Here is a 21,921-nt window from a genome sequence, read left to right as displayed (position 1 = left end):
TTTTCATCACCGTGAAGAGAGAGAAGCAAAGGGATAATGCGCAAAATCAAACGTTTACCGTGGATGATCTTTATGATCATTACTACAACGAGTTGGTATTATGGGCTGATTCCATATTGAATAATATGGATGAGGCTGAAGATCTCGTGCAGGATTTCTTTGTGCGTTTGTGGGAGAAAAAATTGAACGAAAACTTGAAAGAAGAGGGACTTCGGTCTTATTTATACGTGTCTGTCCGGAATATGGCGGTCAGAAGACTGAAGGAACAAAAGCGAATGACGCCGTTGTCGGACGTGATTGAGGCGGAAAGGATTTGGGAGGATACGGATTTTTCTCGTGAAGAAATAGTGAACCGGGTATTGCAAGAGTTGGATAAATTACCGCCGAGAAGTCGTGAAGTGCTTGAATGTGTGCATTTGAAAAACATGAAATATGCTGAAGCTGCGGCATATCTGGGACTTTCAGTTGCGACCGTGAAGACTCTTTTAGTGCGGAGTTTGAAGACGCTAAGAGAATCTGTTTCCGGTTCGGCATTCCTCGTGTATGTCTTGATTTGCAGGGGGAAAGACATTTAAATTCGAAAAGTTTAAAAAAAACTGTTTTTCTTGTCAACCGTTTTTGACGTTCTTGTCTACTATAAGTAGAAACAAGATATAAATCATGGATAAGGAGAAATTAGATATACAATTACTTGACTATTGGCAAGGGGAAACACTTTCGAAGGAGGAGAAGGCGGAAGTCCTGCTATGGTTGGAGGAAAGTGAGGAACACCGTCAATATTACGAAACGTTGAAACGGGATTACCTGCGGCAGCGTTGGGCGATGCGGGAGCGTCTGATCGGAAGGAAAGACGAAAGACGATACCGGAAAATGGCAAAAAAGAGAAAGATGATCCGGGTGATTACCACTTTTGCCGCTTCCGTGCTGCTTGCGTTAGGTGTGGGATATTATGGTTCCCGTCCTCAACCGGAACCTGTTCCCGTTATTGCGAAAGGAGAGATTAAAGCCGGATCGGCAAAAGCGAAATTATATTTATCCACGGGAAAGACTGTCGAACTTGAACGGGAGAACATGGATATTTTCGAGCAACAGGATGTATCCATAAAAGTCAACACGGGAGGAATTATCGCTTATCAAGATACCTCAGCTTCTGGCGCAATGTCTACTGTTGCCTATAACCGTCTGGCAGTGAACAAGGGAGGTGAGTACAAGATCGTGTTGTCCGATAGTTCGGAAGTCTGGGTAAATTCAGCTTCGGAACTGGTATACCCGATTCGTTTTGTCGGGAAAAAACGGGTAGTGAAACTTCAAGGAGAGGCTTACTTCAAGGTGCGTGCAGATGCGGAACGCCCTTTCGCGGTGGAGGTAAACGGAGTAGAAGTAACAGCCGTCGGCACGGAGTTTAATGTGAATACCCGGAAAAAAAATAAAGTCGAATCGGTATTGGTGGAGGGGAAAATAAATATACGGAAAGGTCAGACACGGGCAATGTTGAGACCGAATCAATTGGCGATTTATGACGCTGAATCCGGTCAGATTGAGGTAAAAAACGTGGATGTACGAAAATACATCGACTGGAAAAGCGGAGATTTTATCTTTAGTGACGATCGGTTGGAAGACGTGATGGACAAACTCTCCTTGTGGTATGATTGTGAGGTGTTCTATCTGGATGCCAAGTTGAAAGAAGTGCGTCTGTCCGGTGACATGAAACGTTATGGGCAGGTGGAGGAATTTTTGAGATTCTTGGAGATAAGTACGGGAGCCAAATTCGAAGTGCGGGGAAAGGCAATTTTTGTGAGTGCAAAATAAAAACGGAAGGATTGGCAGATCCTTCCGTCATAGAGAGCGCCAGAAACCTGGCAAGTAATAATTTAAGGTAACAAAAGTATGGAAAAAAGTGGAGAATGTAAAGGAAATTTACGCTCGACTCAAAAAGTTTTTAGAGTCATGAAAATGATGTGTTTTCTAATGTTCGTGTTGCTGATGCAGGTTCGGGGGGACGTGGTTGCCCAGAATCAGCTGGTCAGCATAGATTTGAAAAATTGCAACGTGGAAGAATTCCTGCGGGAGGTGAAAAATCAGACGGGAATCCGCTTCATGTACAAGAGTGAATACGTGCAGGCTATCCCTCGTTTTGACGTGCAGGTAAAGAAACGGGAAGTCATGGATCTGCTGAATGAAATCTTTGCCGACAAAGGCATAACATGCTTGTATGATGCGGGAGTAATCATCTTGCAGAAGATGCAGAAAGACGAAAAACCGGAAAAGCTCACGGTAAAAGGTATAGTGAAAGACGAGAGAGGACACGTGCTGCCTGGCGTAACCGTTTTGATAAAGGGAACGAGTGTCGGCGTAGCCACGGACGCCAAGGGAGAGTTTACATTGGAGACAGTGAAGCAGGATTCGTTGACGCTTCTGTTTTCATTTATAGGGATGAAAACAAAAGAGGTAAGATGGACGGGACAAAAAACGTTGAATATCGTTTTGGAAGAAGACACGCAGGATATAGACGAGGTCGTTATCACGGGATATCAGACCGTCAGCCGACGCGAATCGGCAAGTGCCGTTTCGACCATCAAAGCAAAAGATATCATGGTACAGGGAGTCGGGTCTATCGACCAGATGTTGCAAGGGCGTATTCCGGGCATGATGGTATTGAATACTTCCGGGGAGCCGAGTGCCACGCCGAAAATCAGGATTCGGGGTAATGCGACCATTAACGGGAATAAATCCCCGGTGTGGGTTGTCGACGGGGTAATTCTTGAACAGGATGTACCTTTCACCGCGTCGGATATTAATAGTGAAGACGCCGAATATCTAATTGGTAATGCTATTGCCGGGTTGAACCCGCAAGATATTGAAACCATCACCGTTCTGAAAGATGCTTCGGCGACAGCCATTTATGGGGTAAAGGCGGCGAACGGGGTGATTGTCATTACCACTAAAAAAGGCGAGATAGGTAGCCCGAGGATTAGTTACAGCGGAAACGTAACGATCAACACCCGTCCTTCCTACAACAACTATCACCGTATGAACTCACGGGAACGCGTATTGTTTTCGCGGCAACTGGTCGAGTCGAATATGAATTTCGGTCGTATTCCTGTCGGCGAAACCTACGAGGCGGCTTACGAGGAATTAATGAGCAAGAAAATTTCTCAAACGGAATTTGAACAGAAAGTGGATAAATTGCAAACGAGAAACACGGATTGGTTTGACCTTCTGTTTCGTTCGGACGTGACTCATACTCACGCGTTGAACGTGAGTGGTGGTTCCGAAGACGTGAAATATTACGTGTCGGCAGGTTATTCCAATATCGAGGGGGCTGCCCGCGGTTCTAATTCCGAGAAATACAGTGCCTTGGCAAAGGTGGACGTCAATTACAATAAATACTTGGGTTTCACGGCTAAAATAGACTTTGCATCCACCTCGAACGAGGGATATTCGGCCGTGGTAAACCCTTTTGATTATGCGTATTCTACCACCCGCACCATGCCGGCTTACAACGAGGACGGTTCCTACTACATGAGTTACCGGGGAAAAGGGGTAAGCGGCAGGGAATATATCGGGTATAACATCCTCAAAGAGTTGGAGAACACGGGAAAATCTTCCAAAATGGATGACTTCAACGCTTTGCTCGCCATAAGATTGAATTTGTGGGAGGGATTAAAATACGAGGGTACATTCTCGTGGCACACGGGAAATACCTCTACCCGCGATTGGGCTACCGCTCAATCCTACAAGGTAACCGATATCCGTGGATACGAGTACGGCGCTTACACGGAATACGACCCGGAGTTTTCTGAATCAAAACTACCTTACGGGGGTATGCTTACCCAAGGATATACAAGAAAAAGCGGCTACACGATACGGAATATGTTGTCCTACTCTTATCGGGTTGATGTACATGATATTTCCGCTTCCGCCGGAACAGAGGCTCGCCGGAATGAATACAAAGGGGTGTCACAAACCGGTTACGGTTGGGTGCCCGAATTCGGGGAAATGTTCAGCCCGGTTCAAACCGACAGTTACGTGGCTAACTACTCGGGCAATAAACCGACAAACACGAATTCCTTTACTCAAGTGGCGTCGTTCTTTGGTATCGTCAGCTATTGTTACGACAATCGCTACGTGTTCAATGCCAATATTCGTTCCGACGGTTCCAACAAATTCGGTAGCGATCCGAAATATCGTTGGTTGCCCACTTATTCATTCGCGTTGAAATGGAATGTATCCAACGAGAAATTCCTGAAAGACGTGAAATGGATCAGCAATCTTGCCGTACGCGGGTCTTACGGGATACAGGGGAATATCCACGAGGATGCCACGCCTTATTTGATTGTTAAAGTCGGTGACCGGCATGACATTACCGGACTGCCGGTTTCAAAGATAAGCAAACTGCCCAATCCCGACCTGCGTTGGGAGAAAACGAAATCATGGAACGCGGCGGTTGACTTCGCCTTGTTTAACGGAAGAGTGAAAGGCGGTTTTGATATTTATCGCAAAAACACCTCTGATCTAATCATGTCGAAACAAGTGGCGGCATCGACGGGACAAAATATCCTGTATTACAATGCCGGTAAAATGATAAACAAAGGTTTCGAGGGATTCCTCAACGTGGGATTGGTGGAAACTCGTGATTGGGACTGGCGTTTCGGGTTCAATTTCGGGCGCAATGTAAACGAGATCACTCTGGCGAACCGGAATGACTTGAGCGACGCGAGCGTTGTCGATCAGATGTTGGCGGGAACCCTCGCGATAGAGGGAAAACCGATTGGCTCCATGTACGCTTACCGTTTCGCGGGGGTGAATCAAGATAATGGCTATCCCTTGTTTTATGCAAAGAGCGGGGAAATCGTGCATAAAGCATTGCGGCAGGATCTGGAATTAGTCCATCGAGGTTCCATATTTCCGAAACTTACCGGGGGATTCGACACGCAGGTTACATTCATGAAGTCATTCTCTTTATCCATGAACTTCTCGTATAGCGTGGGAAGTGTATCCCGCTTGCCGAAATTCTACGATTCGTCCACCATAGACCCGTTGACCAATCTTTCCGACGAATGGCTGAAATGCTGGAAGCAGGCAGGGGACAACACCATTTACCCGGCGCCCTACAATTACACGGATTTCAGAAATTATCTGGCAACGGAAGCCGGGGCAGCGTATGATATTTCAACCGGACTCACGGGAAGTCCCGACCCTTACGTCTTGTACAATTACAGTGACATAAGGGTGGCGAAAGCCGATTTCTTGAAATTGAAAATGGTGGCACTCAGCTATAATATGCCCCGGGAAGTACTCGATTATTTGCATATTTCCAACATGGTGTTGCGCTTCCAAGTCACGAACCTGTTCACGATAGCCGATAAAAAATGGAAAGGATTAGACCCTGAAACCAACGGGGCGAATATCCCTTCTCTGCCCACGTATAGTTTTGGTGTTAATGTATCTTTCTAAAAACAGACTGTTATGAAAACGATAAATAAATACATTCTCTTGTTATTCATTCCGTGGCTGGCAATGGCTTGTAATGATTATTTAAAGGGAGATTCCGCCGATCTTTTGATTCCGACGGACGTGAATGACTTTGTCCCGCTGTTGTTGGGGGAAGCCTATCCCGATCAATTTGCCTCTCTAATCGGGTGGACAGCCTTGATGACCGATGACGTGGAAATGGGACCGCTCTATTACGACGAATCCATGTACAACAACAGCAAAGTGGACATGATAGATGCTGTCGATCGGGATGCGGGTGACGGCGAGGTACTTTATACATGGTGGGAAGATTATTCGCAATACATCACGGACAAGTTCTGGGACAGCCGTTACAAGAATATACTGGCGTGCAATCTCGTTATCGACGCTTTACCCGATATGAAATATGCCGAGAACGAGCGGGGAACTTATTGTAAACTGGCGGCACAGGCTTACACGCTGCGCGCGTATCATTACTTCTGCCTTGTTAATACCTATGCCGCCCCTTGGTCGGAGGAAAACAAAAGTAAATTGGGTGTAATCAAACGAACCTCTCCCGTGGTCGACGTGGATGCGGTCGAACGGGCATCGGTAGAAGATATCTACACGCTCATTAACGGGGACTTGACCAAAGCACAGGAATACCTGCCGGACGCGAGTTCCGATTATTCCAAGTGGGAAATTACCCCGGCGGCGGTCTATTTCCTTGCCTCTCGCGTGGCTTTGTTCCGGGAGGACTGGAATGAGGTCATCCGGGCTTCCGAAGAGTTTATGGCGTTGGAAGGAAATCCGCTCTATGATCTGAATAACGTCAACCGGGATTCCTGCGGGTTGTCCGGTAGCGACTACTTCTTTATTAATCAAGTAGGTAATAGCGAAACGGTATTCCTTTTTAGTAAAGATGACAAGGAATACAAATTTATGTCACCCGCCAGTTATTATACATATTACGGTTGGGGATTCCATACCTCGTGGACGGGTGACAACGCATTGCTGAACCTTTACGAGGAAGGCGACCTGCGTGAGGAAGTCTATTTCGCCCGATTGTTCAAGTTAGGCGGTACGAGATTAAGACCGGAATATTTTGCGGGACAGGCTTACCCGTTGAAAGCCGATCGGTTTTCAAGAGTGGGGCAGGCGCGTGAATGTTGGAGAAGCCCGGAAGTGTACCTGAATATGGCAGAAGCCTATGCCCGTAAAGATAATAACATCAGCCAAAAGGCAATAGACCTGTTGAACGAGTTGAGGGAAAAGAAATTTCTAGCCGCGTCCTATACCCCGAAAACCGTTTCAGACTTCGCCTCGCGGGACGAGTTAATCCGGTTCATCTGGAAAGAACGCCGTCGGGAACTTTGTTTCGAAGAGGCGATGCGCTTCTGGGACATGCGCAGGCAAGGGATGCCGCGAATCGAGCATAAATTCTATTCCTCGATGAATACTTACAAAACATTCGTGTTAGAGGCGGGCAGCCCGAACTACCTGTTGCCCATCCCGCTTTCCGAGACAGAATACAACGACGGGGTAACCGACAATCCGCGGGTGACCGTCGTGGGACAGTAAGAACATGAACAATAATTCAAAACGAGTATGATGAAAAAATTAATATATAGCCTTGTGATTCTGTTTGTACCGCTCGTGTTTGCCTGTACTTCAGAAGATTCGCTTAAACCGCTGCCGGAATTGGGTAATCCGCCTTTCGAACTGCCGCGTGGAGAGGCAGGTTCCGTGGAAGAACAAATTTATTCCGTTTACGAGAAATACGGCTCGTTCGTGCTTTATGATTTCGACCGGACCGAGTTCTACACGACATGGAACAGTAGGACTGTCTACTGGTACGCTCCCGTGAAAGAAGCGAATAAAAACTACGTCGGGCAAATGGTCACCTTCATGCTGGAAGATGTCTTCGCCAGTTACCCGGAAGCGTTTATTGCCAAGTTCCTGCCGAAGAAAATCTATCTGGTCGATTCCGTTTGCAACTCTTCCACTTACAATCGGTCTAATCTGGTCACCACGCTGAACTTGAACAACCACGGCATGGCGGTTTCGCACGTCGGGAGCGGTATGGAGCAATTCGGTGACAGCGACTGGGAAAAAGTCCGTTCCGGCATCGTTACGGGTATCATGGGGACAATCTACGACTCGATGGATGTGCCCGCCGAATTTTTCTCGTTGGTTTCATACCAGTTTATTTACCAGTATGATGAGGAAGAGGACGCCGACCCGGAAGGAGAATTTGATGCCTACCACTATGTGCTCTATTCACACGGGCTGGTTGGTTCCGATCATTATCCGGATTACGGGTATTTCATGCCGCACAAGGATGGTGCCGATCTGGGGGACTACCTGTCGTTTCTCATGTCGACCCCCAAGACGGAAATGGATCGCATTTTCGCCCGTTTCGATATCGTGAAACAGAGAGCCTTCCTGATTGCCAAATTTATCGTGAAACAGATGGAGATGGACCCGATAGCGTTGCAGAACTCGTTCTGTCCCAACGATCCTCTCCCTGTCGGTTATTTTGATTAAAGTAAAAACAAAAGATAATGTTCAAAAGATTTTTGAGTTTTATAGTATGTTGCCTCGCGTGTGAGGCAGCATATTCCCAAGTCGCCTATGACATCACGGGCGTTTGGAAAAGCGGTGCCGGGAAAACGCTCAGCCTGCGTAGTTTGGAAAACGGGAACATCGAGGGCGTGTTCGTGGATTCCGTGGTTGTGGCTAGCGACGGAACCTTTGCGCTGCGGGGGGAGCTCGACCGGAAACAATGTGCCATGATCGCGTGCGTGAAACAGGGCTATCGTGCCGTTTTTCTGGACGGGACCCCCGTCAAGTTGGAAATCAAGGACGTGGAGTACTCGTACAAAGACCCGTCGGCAGCCTTCGTGCTGGAGAAAGAGACGCGGGAACATGCGGCAGCACAAGATATGGTACGATTCTGGGGAGATGACTACGTCCGTAATTTTTCTCTCGGTGGTTTGGGACTGACTTTGAAGCGGGCTGAAACAAAAGCGAAACGGGATTCTGTCGCCGTGCAGATAGCCGAAGTCAAAAAACAGCAACACGATCAGATAGAACACTTTCTTCAACATTACAATGATAGCGACGTCGCTCCTTTCTTTATCGAGATGAATATGTTGAGAATGATGTCACTCGATGATATCGCTTCTTTTTACAACCGTCTGTCCGAGCGTGTCAAGCAAACGGGTAAAGGAAAAGAAATGGGGGAACGTATCGCCCAATTGAAAAAACTGGCTCCCGGGAGTCCTGCCCCGGAATTTGAATTGACGACTCCCGACGGGAAAAAACTCGCTCTGAAAGATTTGCGGGGGCGTATCGTACTGATTGATTTTTGGGCATCATGGTGCGGTCCTTGCATGGACGAGATGCCTAACGTGAAAGCCTTGTACGAGAAATACCGCGACTGCGGACTGGAGATAGTGGGTGTATCTATGGATAATAACAAAGCGAATTGGGAAAAGGCAATCGGGAGAGCCGGATTGACGTGGCATCACGTTTCATCCCTGAAGGGAATGAACCGATGCCCGATAGCGAAATTATACCAAGTGGTAGCTATCCCGAAACTGTATATCATAGGGAAAGACGGGAAAATTATTGCCAAAGATTTGCGCGGCGAAGAATTGCGCGATAAAATGGATGAACTTTTTCAAGAATAAAATAATAAACTGTATATGATAAAGATATTGACAAACGGGGTAATAATCCTTGCGTGTGCTGTGTTCGCGTTCTCCTGTTCACGAGGTGTCGCCTACCGGATTACCGGCACGTGGGAAAACGGGGCAGGTAACAAATTGTACTTGAATGAAATCGTTGATGGCAAAAATCAACGGGTGATAGATTCGGTCAGTGTGGCTCCTGATTTCACCTTTTCTTTAAAAGGAAATGTAGATGAGGTACAGAAAATGGTATTGACCTATGGCAAAGACAAAAAGAAAGAAATCATAGTGGACGGCGAACCGATGACGATCACCTTCAAGGAAACTACCAAAGAATGGAAAGGCAAACCGACAACCTCGATAACGGTCACGTGTGAAGGCAATAAAGAGCAGGAACTGCTTGAAAAAGGGAGCAGTCTTAAAACGACAGTGTCGTTCATGCAACTGGGAAAGATGATGGCTGCCGGTAAAGTGGATTACAGCGATCAAGCTGCCGTCGATTCCCTCAAGCACATGTTTCACGTTCTGGATAGTGCGCTTACCGCTTCGATTCGGAATTACATGGATTCAACCCGTGATGCTTACGCTTCGACTTATTTTTTCGAGAGTTACCTGATGGATAACTACACGTTCGAGGAAGTGCAGGATTTTTATAATCATCTGACCGATCGGGTAAAACAATCAGCACCGGGCGTGAAATTAAGGCAGAATATCGATGAAATGGGTATGGTAAGTGTCGGGGGAATAGCCCCGAACTTTAGGGCTGCGACTCCTGACGGGCAGGAACTCTCCCTGTACAGTTTGCGGGGACACGTCGTGTTGCTCGATTTCTGGGCTTCGTGGTGTGGTCCGTGTATGGCTGAAATGCCTAACGTGAAAGAGATTTACAAAAAGTATCACGACCGGGGATTGGAAATACTGGGAGTTTCTCTGGATTCGAAAAAAGAACCTTGGGTTGCTGCCATCGAGAAGAACGAGTTGAATTGGAAACACGTGTCAACCTTGAATAAATTCGATTGTCCCATAGCGCAACGCTTCCGTGTAACCGGAATCCCGCGGATGTACATTATCGACAAGGAAGGGAAAATCGTCGCGCAGGATTTGCGGGGAGAGGCATTAGCCCAAAAGATGGAAGAACTTTTCGCCGGACAAAAATAGTTGTTCGCGCCAGCTTTGTGCGTGTGAATTTTGGATGGATTGGAGGTGTGTTTTGACACACCTCTAGTTTATAAAGTTCATAAAGTCGAGCCTTCGGCTCCTAAAGTTTATAAAGTCAGTGTTTTAAAACGCAATGATGTTCAGTGTTATAATATGCTAACAACCTGTACATTTGACCTTACGACATTATGGATTTTCAGATCTTATGGACAAGAGGGCATGTTTAGACACGCCCTCTTTTTTAATTGAGTCCCGTTTTCCCTGTTTTAAGTATTCGAACGGGCAATACTTGAGGAGTAATGTGGTCGTACGTTTGTTATAGATACAGAGTAGAAACGCTTCGGGGTATATCTACAACGGAGCAATAACGATAGAACACTGGGTGAAGGTGCTTACTTTAAGAGAAAGATGACCTTTATGTTTGGGATTCTTCTTTTTATCAGAATTCGGACAGAATTTGAAGAGAACCCGTTGAAGTCCCGAGTCAAACACGTATTACCTTCGAATCACTCCCGTATCAAAGGTGCTTGGGTGCGTTTTTGATACGGGAGTGATTTAAAAGTGATGCAGTCGTGTACACTGATTCGAGCGGATTTGGCACGGGATATCGGTTGCTTAAAGACGTGTTCATGTCTTAAATAGGGGTGTTCGTGAAAACACGTGGGCTCTTTATGAAAAATGGTAGGAAAAGGGTAAAGCGGGAAGTATATTTGTATAGGAAAAGTTCTTTGACATGTTGATTGATACTATTTGCCGGGGTAGTCGGCAGGAGGAAAGTGTGGGATGTGGAACGTGCCTTGTTGGTAAGAACGGAAAATATTTAGTCGTTTTTTGTGCGAAATTTCGATTATTGCCTATATTTGTTCTGTAACAGTGGTGTATTATGGATACGGTTATCGGAATAAATAACAAGGATCGTCGGATTTTCAAGGTCTTTTTCGAGAAGAACTTCTCGTCTGTGGTAATGTTTGCCAATAAATATATTGATGATATGGAGATTGCGGCCGATATTGCGCAAGAATGTTTTATCCGATTATGGCGTGAGGATTTAACTTTCGAGTCGGAGGATAAGATCAAGGGATTTTTGTACACCACGGCGAGAAATCTTGCCTTGAACGAATTGAAACACGGTGCGATTGTTACCCGTTACGTGCAGAAAGGAATGCTGGAATCCGAAGAATATACGCGGGATAATATAATCGAGGAGGAAGTATACGCTTTGGTTTACAAGGCTATCGACGAATTGGCACCACAGTCCCGCAAAGTGATACTAATGTCACTTCAGGAACTCTCGAACGGGGAGATCGCCGAGCAATTGAATATTTCAATCAATTCGGTTAGGACGTTGAAACAGAATGCTTACAAGAAACTGCGGGGCTTATTGAAAGACTATTTTTATCTTCTTTTCTTGGTGGACTGGACTCGCTTGCCTTGATATTGTATTTTCAATATTTAACATTATTTTTTTGAAAAGGGATTCATCGATTTCTTTTTTTCAGTTGTTATATGAATATACAATGCGATAAAACAGTCGAAAGCGATGATACAAGACAAAAGAATATACCAATTGATAGCCAAACAACTTTTGGAAGGGGTGAACGAAAAAGAGAGGCGGGAATTGGAGGAGTGGCTAAAGGAGCCGGAGAACCGGATTCTCTACGAGAAGATGACGGAGAAAAGCCACGTGAGGTCGAGAATCCAGAAATGGGCTTCTATTGACGTGGAGAAATACGCGAATGCCTTCAGGAAGGAAATAGATATGAAGCACGACAGAAGGATCGGGAAATGGTGGGCGTACGCGGCGGCAGTTGCGGCATTGGTCGCTGTCGGAATCGTGTTTTGGGTGTTGACGGTAAAGGATGCGGGGGAGCCGTGTTTGGCGGATGCCGCGATCGTGCCGGGGCAAGCGAAGGCGGTGTTGGTGTTGGACGACGGGAGGCAGGTCGAGCTGGATACTCGAAGTATGAATGAAATCGTCGAGAAAGACGGGAAGATTATCATGAACGATTCTGCGGGAATTAACTATAACCGGGAGGTGGGAGAACAGGGAACGGGATTGACGAATAAAGTTATTGTTCCGACCGGGGGAGAGTATAATCTGATATTGAGTGACGGGACAACGGTTTATTTGAATGCCGAGAGTAAAATAGAGTTTCCCGTGAAATTTTCGGGCAAGGAGAGGGTGGTCACGTTGGAAGGAGAGGCGTATTTTCAAGTGGCGGCATCCAAGAAACACCCGTTTATCGTGAAGACGAAAGATATGGATGTGTTGGTGACCGGGACGGAGTTCAACGTGAAGGCGTATCCCGACGAGTTGAATGTGCAAACCACATTGTTGAAGGGGAACGTGTCTGTTTTCACGGGATTCGGGAAAAAAGAGGAGGTGGGAATCATACCCGCCCAACAAGCACAATGGAACCGGAAGAAAGCGGCGTTGGAAGTGCGTGAGGTCGATCCAGTTTTATTTATGGCATGGCGAAACGGGCAGTTTATTTTCCGGCAGGACAGGTTGGAAGATATTATGCGGACGTTGGCACGCTGGTATGACGTGGAAGTCGTTTATCTTGATGAATCTATAAAGGATATGGCTTTTGCCGGGAAATTGGACAGGAGCGAGGATATCACGCCGATATTGAATGTACTGCGTGCCACGGATAAGTTGACAGTAGAAGTGAATGGGAAACGTATTGTTTTAGGAGTGAAATAAAAACAAGCGATGCTGCGAACATCGCCTGTCAATATCTCACTTTCATGAGATAAGTGTTTTAAAAATTTTGAAAAACAAAGTTATGAAAAAAAAGTGGAAAGAGTATTTCCCCTGTAAAGGGAAGTATGGAAAAATTTTTAGGATTATGAAATTATGTATGTGTGTGTTATTTTGTTCTGTTATGTCCCTGTCTGCCAGTGTGCGGGCTCAACAGATGAAGGTGAGTATAGAGATGAGGGGGGCTACCTTGGAAGAGATTATTTGGACGTTGGAGAAGAAAAGTGAGATTACCTTTTTTTATAACGTGGCAGATGTTGCCGGAATCAAAGGGCTGGATGCAGTTTTTAAAGATACGTCTTTAGAGGAAATTTTAGGTAAGGTACTGGAAGGTACGGGGCTTTATTATCAGATGAATGATAAGGTTGTGGTCGTAAAACGTTTGATAGAATCGAAGACCGATTCTTTAACGAATGCGCGGGTGACAGGGTACGTGAAGGATGAGGGAGGTTTGCCGTTACCCGGGGTTTCCGTGTTGTTGAAGGGGACAACTGTCGGTGTCTCGACGGATAAGAACGGGAAATTTGTTTTGATGGTTCCCGATTTATCAAAGGCGACAATTGTTGTGTCCTTTATTGGGATGAAAACACAGACATTGTCCTGCTTGCGCTTTAAAGAGATGAATCCTTGGGTGATCGTGATGGAAGAAGACGCTCAGGAAATGGAAGAAGTGGTGGTGACCGGGTATCAAAGGATTGACAAGCGATTGTCTGCCAGTTCCACTTACACGGTGAAAGCCGCCGATATTATGAAATCGGGAATGAATTCGATCGATGATATGTTGCAGGGCGAAATCCCGGGATTGATGATTGTGAATACCTCGGGGAGTCCTTCAGCTCTTCCGAAGATACGAATGAGGGGAACGGCAACACTATTGGGAAATGCGGCTCCCGTTTGGGTGATTGATGGAGTAATCCGGGAAGATCCTGTGAATATCGCTAATGAAGACGTTGCTGCCGCGATGGAAATGACGAACCCGAATTATTTAATGTTTGGTAACGCTATATCGGGTTTAAACCCGATGGATATAGAAAGTATCACTTTTTTGAAGGATGCTTCCGCCACGGCGATTTACGGGACAAGGGCGGCAAACGGTGTGATTGTCGTGACGACGAAGAAGGGGCGTTCGGGGAGGACGGCAGTGAATTATTCGGGAACTTATACCGTGAAACAGCGTCCTTCTTACCGGAAATCGGCTGATGTGATGAATTCCCAAGAGAGAATGAAATTATCGAAAGAGTTTTTCGAGGATGGGTTGATACTGGCATCCACGCCTCGTTACGGTTATGAGAAAGCGATGCTTGATTATTTGGAGAATAGGATACCTTTTAGCGATGTAGAACAAGAGTATTCAAGACGGGAGGTTATGAACACGGATTGGTTTGACGTGCTGTTTTCTAATGCCTTCTCCCATTCCCACTCGCTTTCTATTTCGGGGGGAAAGGATAGAATATCTTATTATATCTCGGCAAGTTTTGCCAGTGACAAAGGAACGGCGAACGGGGATGATGTGAAGCGTTACACGTTGAATTCCAGAGTGGAATTACCCGTGTTCAAATGGTTGGATGCCGATTTTAAAATGGAATATTCCAATCGGCAGGTCTCTTCTTTTTACGACGTGAATCCGATGAATTACGCGTTGAGAACTGCCCGTACCTTAGCAGCAGACGAGAGATACGTGAGATCGACGAATTACGTGTCGCAGGAGATTAAAGAGGGACAGTATCAAGGAGTGCATAAATTCACGTATGATTTGACTTATAACGTGCTGGATGAGTTAAGGGAATCAGGTTCCGAGGGAGAAAACCAATCATTCTCGACAGCACTTTCTTTAAGGGCGAATATTCTGGCAGGATTGAAAGGTGATGTGTTGGTTTCTTATTCTGCCACTCGCGGGTTAACGGAAAAGTGGGCTACCGACCGTTCTTATTATATGGCTAATTTGAGAGGTTATGATTACGGGAGCGTGGAGCCGGGAAGTATCAACGAGAAATTGTCAATGTATCCTTACGGGGGCAGGTACGAGCGGGACGAGGAGAATAGTGATTTGTGGATGGTGAATGCCCGGTTGAATTATATGAAGACGTGGGATGACGTGCATTCATTGAACGTGATGGTCGGGGGAGAGATGACTTCACATAAACAAACGGGGTTTGAAACGGCGGAATACGGTTACTTCCCCGATAGAGGTAAAGTGATTTATTATGAATATAATCAGGCAGATGCCGGGAATTTGTACGATTTCTACGGTACTTCCGCCAGCAAGCATCCTGTGTCCTTGACCGACCAGATTAATAATAAAATGTCTTTGTTGGCGACCTTGGCTTATAGCTATAAGAATCGTTATATTTTAAATACGAATTTCCGGGTGGATGCATCCAGTCGTTTCGGTAAGAAGACGAACAATCGTTTTTTGCCGATCTGGAGTATTGCCGCTCGTTGGAACGTGGTTTCGGAGAGATGGATGGAAAAGCAGAAATGGTTTAACGATTTGTCACTTAAAGTATCTTACGGTTTGCAGGGAAATGTGATTTCAACAGTGGGACCGGATTTAATAGCGAAATATCCCTTGAAGCCCATAGACGAGTATATCGGTGAATATGTTCTGAATTTAAAAAGTTTGCCTTATCCCGATCTGCGGTGGGAGAAGACTCAAACTGTCAATTTGGGACTCGAATTCTCTATGTTCGATAGTCGTTTCAGCGGTTCCGTGGAATATTACCAGAAGAGGGGCAAAGAATTATTGTACACGTTGAACGTGCCCGTTGAACAAGGTGTGGATGCGGCTTACCAGAACGGGGCGAATATCCGGAACGAGGGGATAGATGTTTCTTTAACTTTTGTACCGTTGAAAACACAGAATTTTAGGTGGACGCTTTCTCCCGTGCTTTCATGGAACAGAGATAAGATTCGTCGTAAAACGGAGAACAGGTCTTATGGCGAGTATTTGTCGGGGACAGTTGTGTTGAATGATTATGCGGTGAGTTCGTTTTGGTCATGGAAATACAAGGGATTGACACATGAGGATGGCTTTCCTGTTTTCGAGTATGATAGTGGAAACGGGTACACGAACACAGAGATGAAAGAGGACCCGACGAAATTTCTTGAATACTCGGGGCGTCGTAACCCGGTCGTGACCGGAGGGCTTTCCACTCGTTTCGTTTTTTATAATTTCACGTTGAGGGCTTCTTTTGCTTATAATCTGGGAGCTAAAATCCGGTTGCGTCCCGTGTATGATTCCCGTATGGCGCTGGATGCTCCAAGCCACTACGAGAATGTTCCGGCGGAATTCGTGACACATTGGCGTAAGCCGGGGGACGAGGAATTTACCGATAACCCGGGGTTCTTGAAACCGGGACGTACCTATATGTACGTGCACCCGGCGGGCACGGAAAGTATGTACACGATGTGGGACGAGGGAAATCACCGGGTGGTGAGTGGAGATTTCTTGCGTTGCCGCAGTATCGGATTGAATTATTCGTTCCCGAAAAGTGTCGCTTCTCGTTTGGGATTAAACGGGTTGACAATGGAGCTTTCGGGAAATGATTTATTCGTGATAGCTAACAAACGGTTGCGCAACCAAGATCCGGAAACATCGAGTTCGGCCGTACCGAGACAACCTTCTTATAATTTTACTATTAATATTAGCTTATGATGATTATGAGAACGATGAAGCAATTATATATATTGATTTTATGTGCGGGGTGTTTCTCTGCTTGTGATAGTTTTTTGGAGAAGACACCTCAGGATGAAATGATTCCGGAAACGACGACCTCTTTCAATGAATTGTTGTGGGGGGAAGGGTATCCGGCAGAGGGAAGAGCCATGGATGTGGTTTGTTCCTATTTGAGTGATGAGTATACCAGTTTGTATTCTTCCGGCAGATCGGATGAGGCTTTGCTATACCAGAATTTTTACACTTGGCAACCGTTGGCTTATGAAATTGCTTTGGATGCGGAAGAACAAGGCGGATATGGCATGACTGGCGGGATGAATTGTTGGGAGAATTATTATAAACGGGTACTGGGATGTAATATTGCTTTGAAATACGCGGATGGCTCAATCGGGACGGACGAGGACAAGGAGCGTTTAAAAGGTGAAGCTCTTGTGTTAAGGGCTTTCTATTATTTCCAGTTGGTGAATTATTACGCACTGCCTTACAGCAATAAAGATTCGTTGACGAATCCGGGAGTACCGATTGTCTTGAGTCCGGATATTGTAGAAACCGGTTCGCCGAGGAATACGGTATCCGAAGTGTACAGGCAAATTTTGTCGGACTTGAATGAAGGTATCCGTTTGTTGGAAATGAGAGGAAGGGAATCTGCTGTTTACCGTTTGAACGCGTTGTCCGCTCATTTGCTTGCTTCCCGTGTTTATTTGTACATGGAAAATTGGGATGCAGCTTTGATGCATTCCCGTTACGTGATGGAGCGTAAGGATTTGGTAGACTTAACGGGTGAGTTACCAACATTGAAGGTTCTGGAGAATGGAAATAAAGAGATTATCTGGATGTACGGGGCTAAACAGAACTGGTATAATGTGGGTGGTTCTGCTACGGATAGCTACTGTCCTTCCAACGAGTTGATGAAGTTATTTGAACAAACGGCTCCGGCAAAAGATTGCCGTTTGGAATATTATTTTTCGGATATTACGGATTGGATAACAGGCGAGGTGGTTGGTCAGAAGGTGGATAAGTGGGCGGCTAAGTCCGTCACTTTCGGTCAGGCATTCCGGGTTGCCGAGGCTTGGCTGAACGGGTGTGAGGCTTTACTGCAGAAATACAAGAAAACTGGGGATGCACAAGCCGGGCAAGAGGGATTGGATTTATTGAATGCCTTGCGGGCTAAGCGAATATTTCCGGGAGACGGTGAAGTTCTGGATGAAATTCCGATGCAGGAAGCTGATGATTTGTTGAAAATTTATCGTGAAGAGCGTCAACGCGAACTTTGCTTCGAGGGACAGCGTTGGTTTGACTTGCGACGTTTCGGTATGCCTGAAATAAAGAAAATCTGGCAGTTGAATGAACAACAGAATGAAACTTACGTGTTGAGAGAGGGTGATCCGATGTATGTACTTTCTATTCCTTCCGAAGCCATTGACCGGAACGGAAAATTGGAACAGAATCCGGGAGCCTCGGAACCTCAAAGAATGCCGTTATAAATCGAATTAAAATGAAAGATATGAATAGAATAACTATAATTATCGGATTAGGAATCTTGTCCTTGTGTTTTTTGTTGTGCGGGTGTAGTTATGAGGACGATAAGATTGACGCGGAGGGACTCGAGGAAAAATACAGTGTGCCGCAAGGCGAACATGAGTTTGATGACCAGATTGTGGATTTTTATCAGTCGACGGGTACTTTTTTGTTGTATCGTTACGATCTGATTGATGCTGTTTGGAACGTGACAAGTTTGTATCCCAATAACGCGTACCCGTTGAAAGTGACTCTCCCGAAAGAGGAGTATCTGGAAAAGGCGGTTAGTTTGCTATTTTCCGAATGGCTGGGGTTGTACTCCCCCGAGACATTAAAAGCAACTTTGCCGAAAAAGATTTTACTGGCGGATACTGTTTTGCGGAAGAAAAGTCTGACGGATGAAGGTGCTTTGGTCGATTACACGTACACGGTTGATAATATTTGTATCGGGAACGTGAACGAGAGTATTAACTTGATTACGAGTTCATCCCAGAAGAAGAAATACAAGGCGATGTTGAATTTTGCTTATATTTCATATTGTATCGATTATCAGAAGATGGACGTGCCGGAAGCTTTTTATGCGGAAGTGGATTACTCTAAAGTGACGTCCAAGAATGCCGAGGACTGGGGTATCGTGAAATGGAGTTCCGGTATTGGAGCCAAGGAGGATATGTTGGGTTTCATCGAGTTGATTTTCACGGAAGACCAGTTTATGTTTGATTATTTCTGGTTCGCGAGTCCGGATGATTGGGGTGTTGATTCCAAAGGTATGATTAAGAAAAAATGCGGAATCCTAGTCGACGAGATGAAGCGTATTTACGGTATTGATCTGGAAGCTCTTTCCGGTTTGAAATTGAAATAGTGATGTCTGAATATACTACTCCTTCTGCTTCTTCCTTGATATAAACGGAAGTAGAGTCCGGAAAATTGTTCCTTGTATCCTGTGCTTTCCTTAAGGGGGAAGTGGAGGGAGTAGGTTTTGTATGTAATAAATAAAAGTATGTTATGAAAAAGTGGAAAATGGTAAGTGCGGTATTATTGTTGGTATTTCCTTTTTATCGGGAAGTACAAGCCGCGCTGCAAAGTAAAAAGGTTGAAACCGTTGTCAAAGCGGATACGGTAAAGGAAAAAAAGGATGAAGTGAAAAAGCCGACGGCTTACGAGAAATTGTTTCAAGATAAGTCTTGTAAGAGTGTGAAAAGTACGTTTATCACGATTCACAAAATAGAGGACAAAGTTTATTTTGAATTTCCGTTGAAATATTTAAAGAGAGAAATGTTACTTGCTTCATCACCGGCTGCCGCGAGCAATAATTTCGTGTGTGAAATCGGGGTGAAAAGTACGAATCATGTTAAATTCACGAAAGATGATACATTGATTTGCTTGCGGAAAGTTAATTCTACAACGACCTGCACGCAACGGGAGGAAGCGATGAAAAAAGCTGTAGCCCGGAATAATCTGGATCCGATAGTTGCATCCTACAAGATATTGGCTTATAACCCGGATAGTACTGCCGTAGTTTTTGATGTTTCCGGTATGTTTTTGAAGGAAAATGAAATGTTGCCGATTCTGCCAGAACAGGTCGGACAATATTCCGTTTCTTCCAGAATGGGAAATAGTGAACCATTTGTGTCTGAAATGAAGTCTTTTGACGATAATTTGACGATTAGGACGACGATGTCTTTTTCCGTTTCATTAAAATATTTCATGTTTACTGTTTATCGGAATGATGTTACGGTTGTCGCTGCCCGCTCGTTAATGCTCTTGCCGGAAGAAAAGATGCGCCCCCGATTTAGCGATTCCCGGGTGGGAATATTCTTGTACAATAAATTGAATGTATCGACCGAGGAAGATCAATTACAAAGTTATTCCGTGGCTCATCGCTGGAGGGTAGAACCGAAAGACGTGAAAGCATACGCGAAAGGTCAATTGGTAGAGCCTGTGAAACCTATCGTGTTTTATTTGGATGATGCATTCCCGGAAGCATGGAAAAAACCGATAAAAGAAGGGACTTTACGTTGGAATAAGGCTTTTGAAAAAATCGGTTTTAAAAATGTTATTCAAGTGAAGGATTACCCGAAGAATGATGCGTCGTTCGATCCTGATAATTTGAAATATTCTTGTATCCGCTATATCCCGTCTTCCACGGAAAATGCGATGGGGCTTTCTTTTATGGATCCTTCCACGGGTGAGATTATAGCTGCTACCGTATTGATCTATAATGATGTAGTGAAGGTTATCAATGGTTGGCGTTTTGTTCAGACCGCACAACTCGATCCTAGCGTGCGAACCAAGAAGATGCCGGATAAGATTATTGCCGAGTCGATAGCTTATGTGGTGGCTCATGAGGTAGGTCATTCACTGGGATTTATGCACAATATGGCGGCATCCGCCGCTTATCCGGTGGATTCGTTACGTTCGGCTTCTTTCACGAAAAAGTATGGGACGACGCCTTCCATCATGGATTATGCCCGATTTAATTATGTTGCCCAACCGGGAGATAAAGGGGTGAAGTTGACTCCGCCGGATTTGGGGGTATATGATGAATTTTTAATCAAGTGGGCTTACCAGTATTTTCCAAAAGCGAAAGACGCCGAGGAGGAAAGTAAGATTTTAGAAAAATGGGTGGACGAGAAAGCCGGAGATCCTAGGTATCGTTACGGGCGGCAGCAAATATACAGTCGTTATGACCCGAGTGCCCTCGAGGAAGATTTGGGGGACGATCCTGTAAAAGCAGGTGATTATGGCGTTAAGAATTTGCAGTATATCTTGAAGAATATGGATGAATGGATCGTGGATGACGAGAACGGGAAACAGAAAGCTGATTTGTATTCGGAGTTGACGGGACAATATTATCGTTATATCCGTAATGTACTTTATAATATCGGAGGTATTTACTTGACTTCAGTGAAAGAGGGGACACCGGGAAATATTTACCAATCTGTACCCCGGGAGGTGCAAAAGGCTTCGTTGGCTTGGGTGATGAATCAATTCCGTACTTGTGATTGGCTGGATAACGAAACGTTGAAAAAGAAACTTCCGTTGAAAGTCAATTCCAGTATTGTTGTTCGTAAACGGATAGCGGAAGTTTTAAAAAAGAGTTATGAAGGTGTGATTCTGTCCGCTCATGTTGCTAAAGAAGAGCCTTATACGGTGGAAGAGTTCTTTGATGATTATTATAAAGGAGTGTTTGAAAATATTCTTACAGGCAGGGCTTTGACGGAAGGTGATAAGATTTTACAAACGACGGCGCTTGATTTGTTAAGTGAAACTTTGCAGGAGAAGAAAGAGAAAGGACTTTTCAGTTTGGCTTCAAGTCAAAATGCTTATGCTCCTTCACCGGATGATCTGATTGCTTATGGATTGGACGAAAACGAAATGATTGAAAAGTATATCGGAAAGTTCGAGAGATTGGAAACGGAATCTGTAGATTTGAATTTAAAGAAGGAGTTATCTTTAAACAGCTTCGGGAATGGTTATGGCTGGCAGCATGAAGTGAATTGGCAGGTAATAGATAATTCAAAGGTCTATATTTATGATATGGCGTTGAGAGTAAAACAATTATTGGAGGAAACATTACCTTCTTCAACAGGTGATGCGAAACGTCATTACCAGTCTCTTTTGTTTACGTTGAACCGATTATTAAAGTGATAGCG

Annotated in this window: 13 protein-coding genes; all 13 read left to right on the top strand. The window is 45.1% G+C overall.

All coding sequences use genetic code 11. The annotated features are described in order from the left end of the window. The first annotated feature begins 11 nt into the window (after nucleotides 1-11). The 13 genes from L0M98_RS12060 (at nucleotide 12) to L0M98_RS12000 (ending at nucleotide 21,916) form a co-directional block, all read left to right on the top strand. A complete protein-coding gene (locus L0M98_RS12060) occupies nucleotides 12-575 on the top strand; it encodes an RNA polymerase sigma factor (protein ID WP_227216107.1) in 564 nt (187 codons plus the stop codon). A gap of 85 nt (nucleotides 576-660) precedes the next feature. After that, entirely contained in the window at nucleotides 661-1,809 is a 1,149-nt protein-coding gene (locus L0M98_RS12055) for a FecR domain-containing protein (RefSeq protein WP_227216106.1), read from the top strand. A 78-nt stretch (nucleotides 1,810-1,887) separates the two neighbouring features. Next, nucleotides 1,888-5,457, top strand: a complete 3,570-nt coding sequence (locus L0M98_RS12050; RefSeq protein WP_237961705.1) for a SusC/RagA family TonB-linked outer membrane protein — start codon at nucleotides 1,888-1,890, stop codon at nucleotides 5,455-5,457. A 12-nt stretch (nucleotides 5,458-5,469) separates the two neighbouring features. Next, nucleotides 5,470-7,035 (top strand): RagB/SusD family nutrient uptake outer membrane protein, encoded by a 1,566-nt coding sequence (locus L0M98_RS12045; RefSeq protein ID WP_227216103.1) that lies wholly within the window; start codon nucleotides 5,470-5,472, stop codon nucleotides 7,033-7,035. Between the two features lie 27 nt (nucleotides 7,036-7,062). Continuing rightward, nucleotides 7,063-8,001 (top strand): hypothetical protein, encoded by a 939-nt coding sequence (locus L0M98_RS12040; RefSeq protein WP_227216100.1) that lies wholly within the window; start codon nucleotides 7,063-7,065, stop codon nucleotides 7,999-8,001. 17 nt (nucleotides 8,002-8,018) lie between these two features. Further along, nucleotides 8,019-9,149 carry a TlpA family protein disulfide reductase gene (locus L0M98_RS12035; protein ID WP_227216099.1) on the top strand — a complete coding sequence of 377 codons (1,131 nt, stop codon included), beginning with the start codon at nucleotides 8,019-8,021 and terminating at the stop codon, nucleotides 9,147-9,149. Nucleotides 9,150-9,164: 15 nt separating this feature from the next. Continuing rightward, nucleotides 9,165-10,307 carry a TlpA disulfide reductase family protein gene (locus L0M98_RS12030; protein ID WP_227216097.1) on the top strand — a complete coding sequence of 381 codons (1,143 nt, stop codon included), beginning with the start codon at nucleotides 9,165-9,167 and terminating at the stop codon, nucleotides 10,305-10,307. Between the two features lie 883 nt (nucleotides 10,308-11,190). Further along, nucleotides 11,191-11,742 carry a sigma-70 family RNA polymerase sigma factor gene (locus L0M98_RS12025; RefSeq protein ID WP_099290513.1) on the top strand — a complete coding sequence of 184 codons (552 nt, stop codon included), beginning with the start codon at nucleotides 11,191-11,193 and terminating at the stop codon, nucleotides 11,740-11,742. Nucleotides 11,743-11,847: 105 nt separating this feature from the next. Beyond that, entirely contained in the window at nucleotides 11,848-13,014 is a 1,167-nt protein-coding gene (locus tag L0M98_RS12020; protein ID WP_227216096.1) for a FecR family protein, read from the top strand. Between the two features lie 145 nt (nucleotides 13,015-13,159). Further along, the gene (locus L0M98_RS12015) at nucleotides 13,160-16,726 is read left to right on the top strand and encodes a SusC/RagA family TonB-linked outer membrane protein (protein ID WP_176554914.1); all 3,567 of its coding nucleotides are present in this window, start codon (nucleotides 13,160-13,162) and stop codon (nucleotides 16,724-16,726) included. Next, nucleotides 16,723-18,231, top strand: a complete 1,509-nt coding sequence (locus L0M98_RS12010; protein ID WP_099290510.1) for a RagB/SusD family nutrient uptake outer membrane protein — start codon at nucleotides 16,723-16,725, stop codon at nucleotides 18,229-18,231. Before L0M98_RS12015 ends, L0M98_RS12010 begins: the two co-directional genes overlap by 4 nt. A 20-nt stretch (nucleotides 18,232-18,251) precedes the next feature. Further along, entirely contained in the window at nucleotides 18,252-19,127 is an 876-nt protein-coding gene (locus L0M98_RS12005) for a hypothetical protein (protein ID WP_227216095.1), read from the top strand. 143 nt (nucleotides 19,128-19,270) lie between these two features. Further along, nucleotides 19,271-21,916 carry a zinc-dependent metalloprotease gene (locus L0M98_RS12000; RefSeq protein ID WP_227216093.1) on the top strand — a complete coding sequence of 882 codons (2,646 nt, stop codon included), beginning with the start codon at nucleotides 19,271-19,273 and terminating at the stop codon, nucleotides 21,914-21,916. Nucleotides 21,917-21,921: the final 5 nt, after the last annotated feature.

The organism is Butyricimonas sp. DFI.6.44 (assembly GCF_022132345.1).
Lineage (GTDB): Bacteria > Bacteroidota > Bacteroidia > Bacteroidales > Marinifilaceae > Butyricimonas > Butyricimonas muris.
Note: the sequence above shows the minus strand (reverse complement) of the source record. Positions and strands in the feature narration are given on the sequence as shown.

Coding starts and splice junctions, on each gene's coding strand:
- L0M98_RS12015 (WP_176554914.1), top strand. CDS start 13,160: ATGAAATTATGTATGTGTGTGTTATTTTGTTCTGTTATGTCCCTGTCT.
- L0M98_RS12005 (WP_227216095.1), top strand. CDS start 18,252: ATGAATAGAATAACTATAATTATCGGATTAGGAATCTTGTCCTTGTGT.
- L0M98_RS12000 (WP_227216093.1), top strand. CDS start 19,271: ATGAAAAAGTGGAAAATGGTAAGTGCGGTATTATTGTTGGTATTTCCT.
- L0M98_RS12020 (WP_227216096.1), top strand. CDS start 11,848: ATGATACAAGACAAAAGAATATACCAATTGATAGCCAAACAACTTTTG.
- L0M98_RS12045 (WP_227216103.1), top strand. CDS start 5,470: ATGAAAACGATAAATAAATACATTCTCTTGTTATTCATTCCGTGGCTG.
- L0M98_RS12055 (WP_227216106.1), top strand. CDS start 661: ATGGATAAGGAGAAATTAGATATACAATTACTTGACTATTGGCAAGGG.
- L0M98_RS12035 (WP_227216099.1), top strand. CDS start 8,019: ATGTTCAAAAGATTTTTGAGTTTTATAGTATGTTGCCTCGCGTGTGAG.
- L0M98_RS12025 (WP_099290513.1), top strand. CDS start 11,191: ATGGATACGGTTATCGGAATAAATAACAAGGATCGTCGGATTTTCAAG.
- L0M98_RS12040 (WP_227216100.1), top strand. CDS start 7,063: ATGATGAAAAAATTAATATATAGCCTTGTGATTCTGTTTGTACCGCTC.
- L0M98_RS12030 (WP_227216097.1), top strand. CDS start 9,165: ATGATAAAGATATTGACAAACGGGGTAATAATCCTTGCGTGTGCTGTG.
- L0M98_RS12010 (WP_099290510.1), top strand. CDS start 16,723: ATGATGATTATGAGAACGATGAAGCAATTATATATATTGATTTTATGT.
- L0M98_RS12050 (WP_237961705.1), top strand. CDS start 1,888: ATGGAAAAAAGTGGAGAATGTAAAGGAAATTTACGCTCGACTCAAAAA.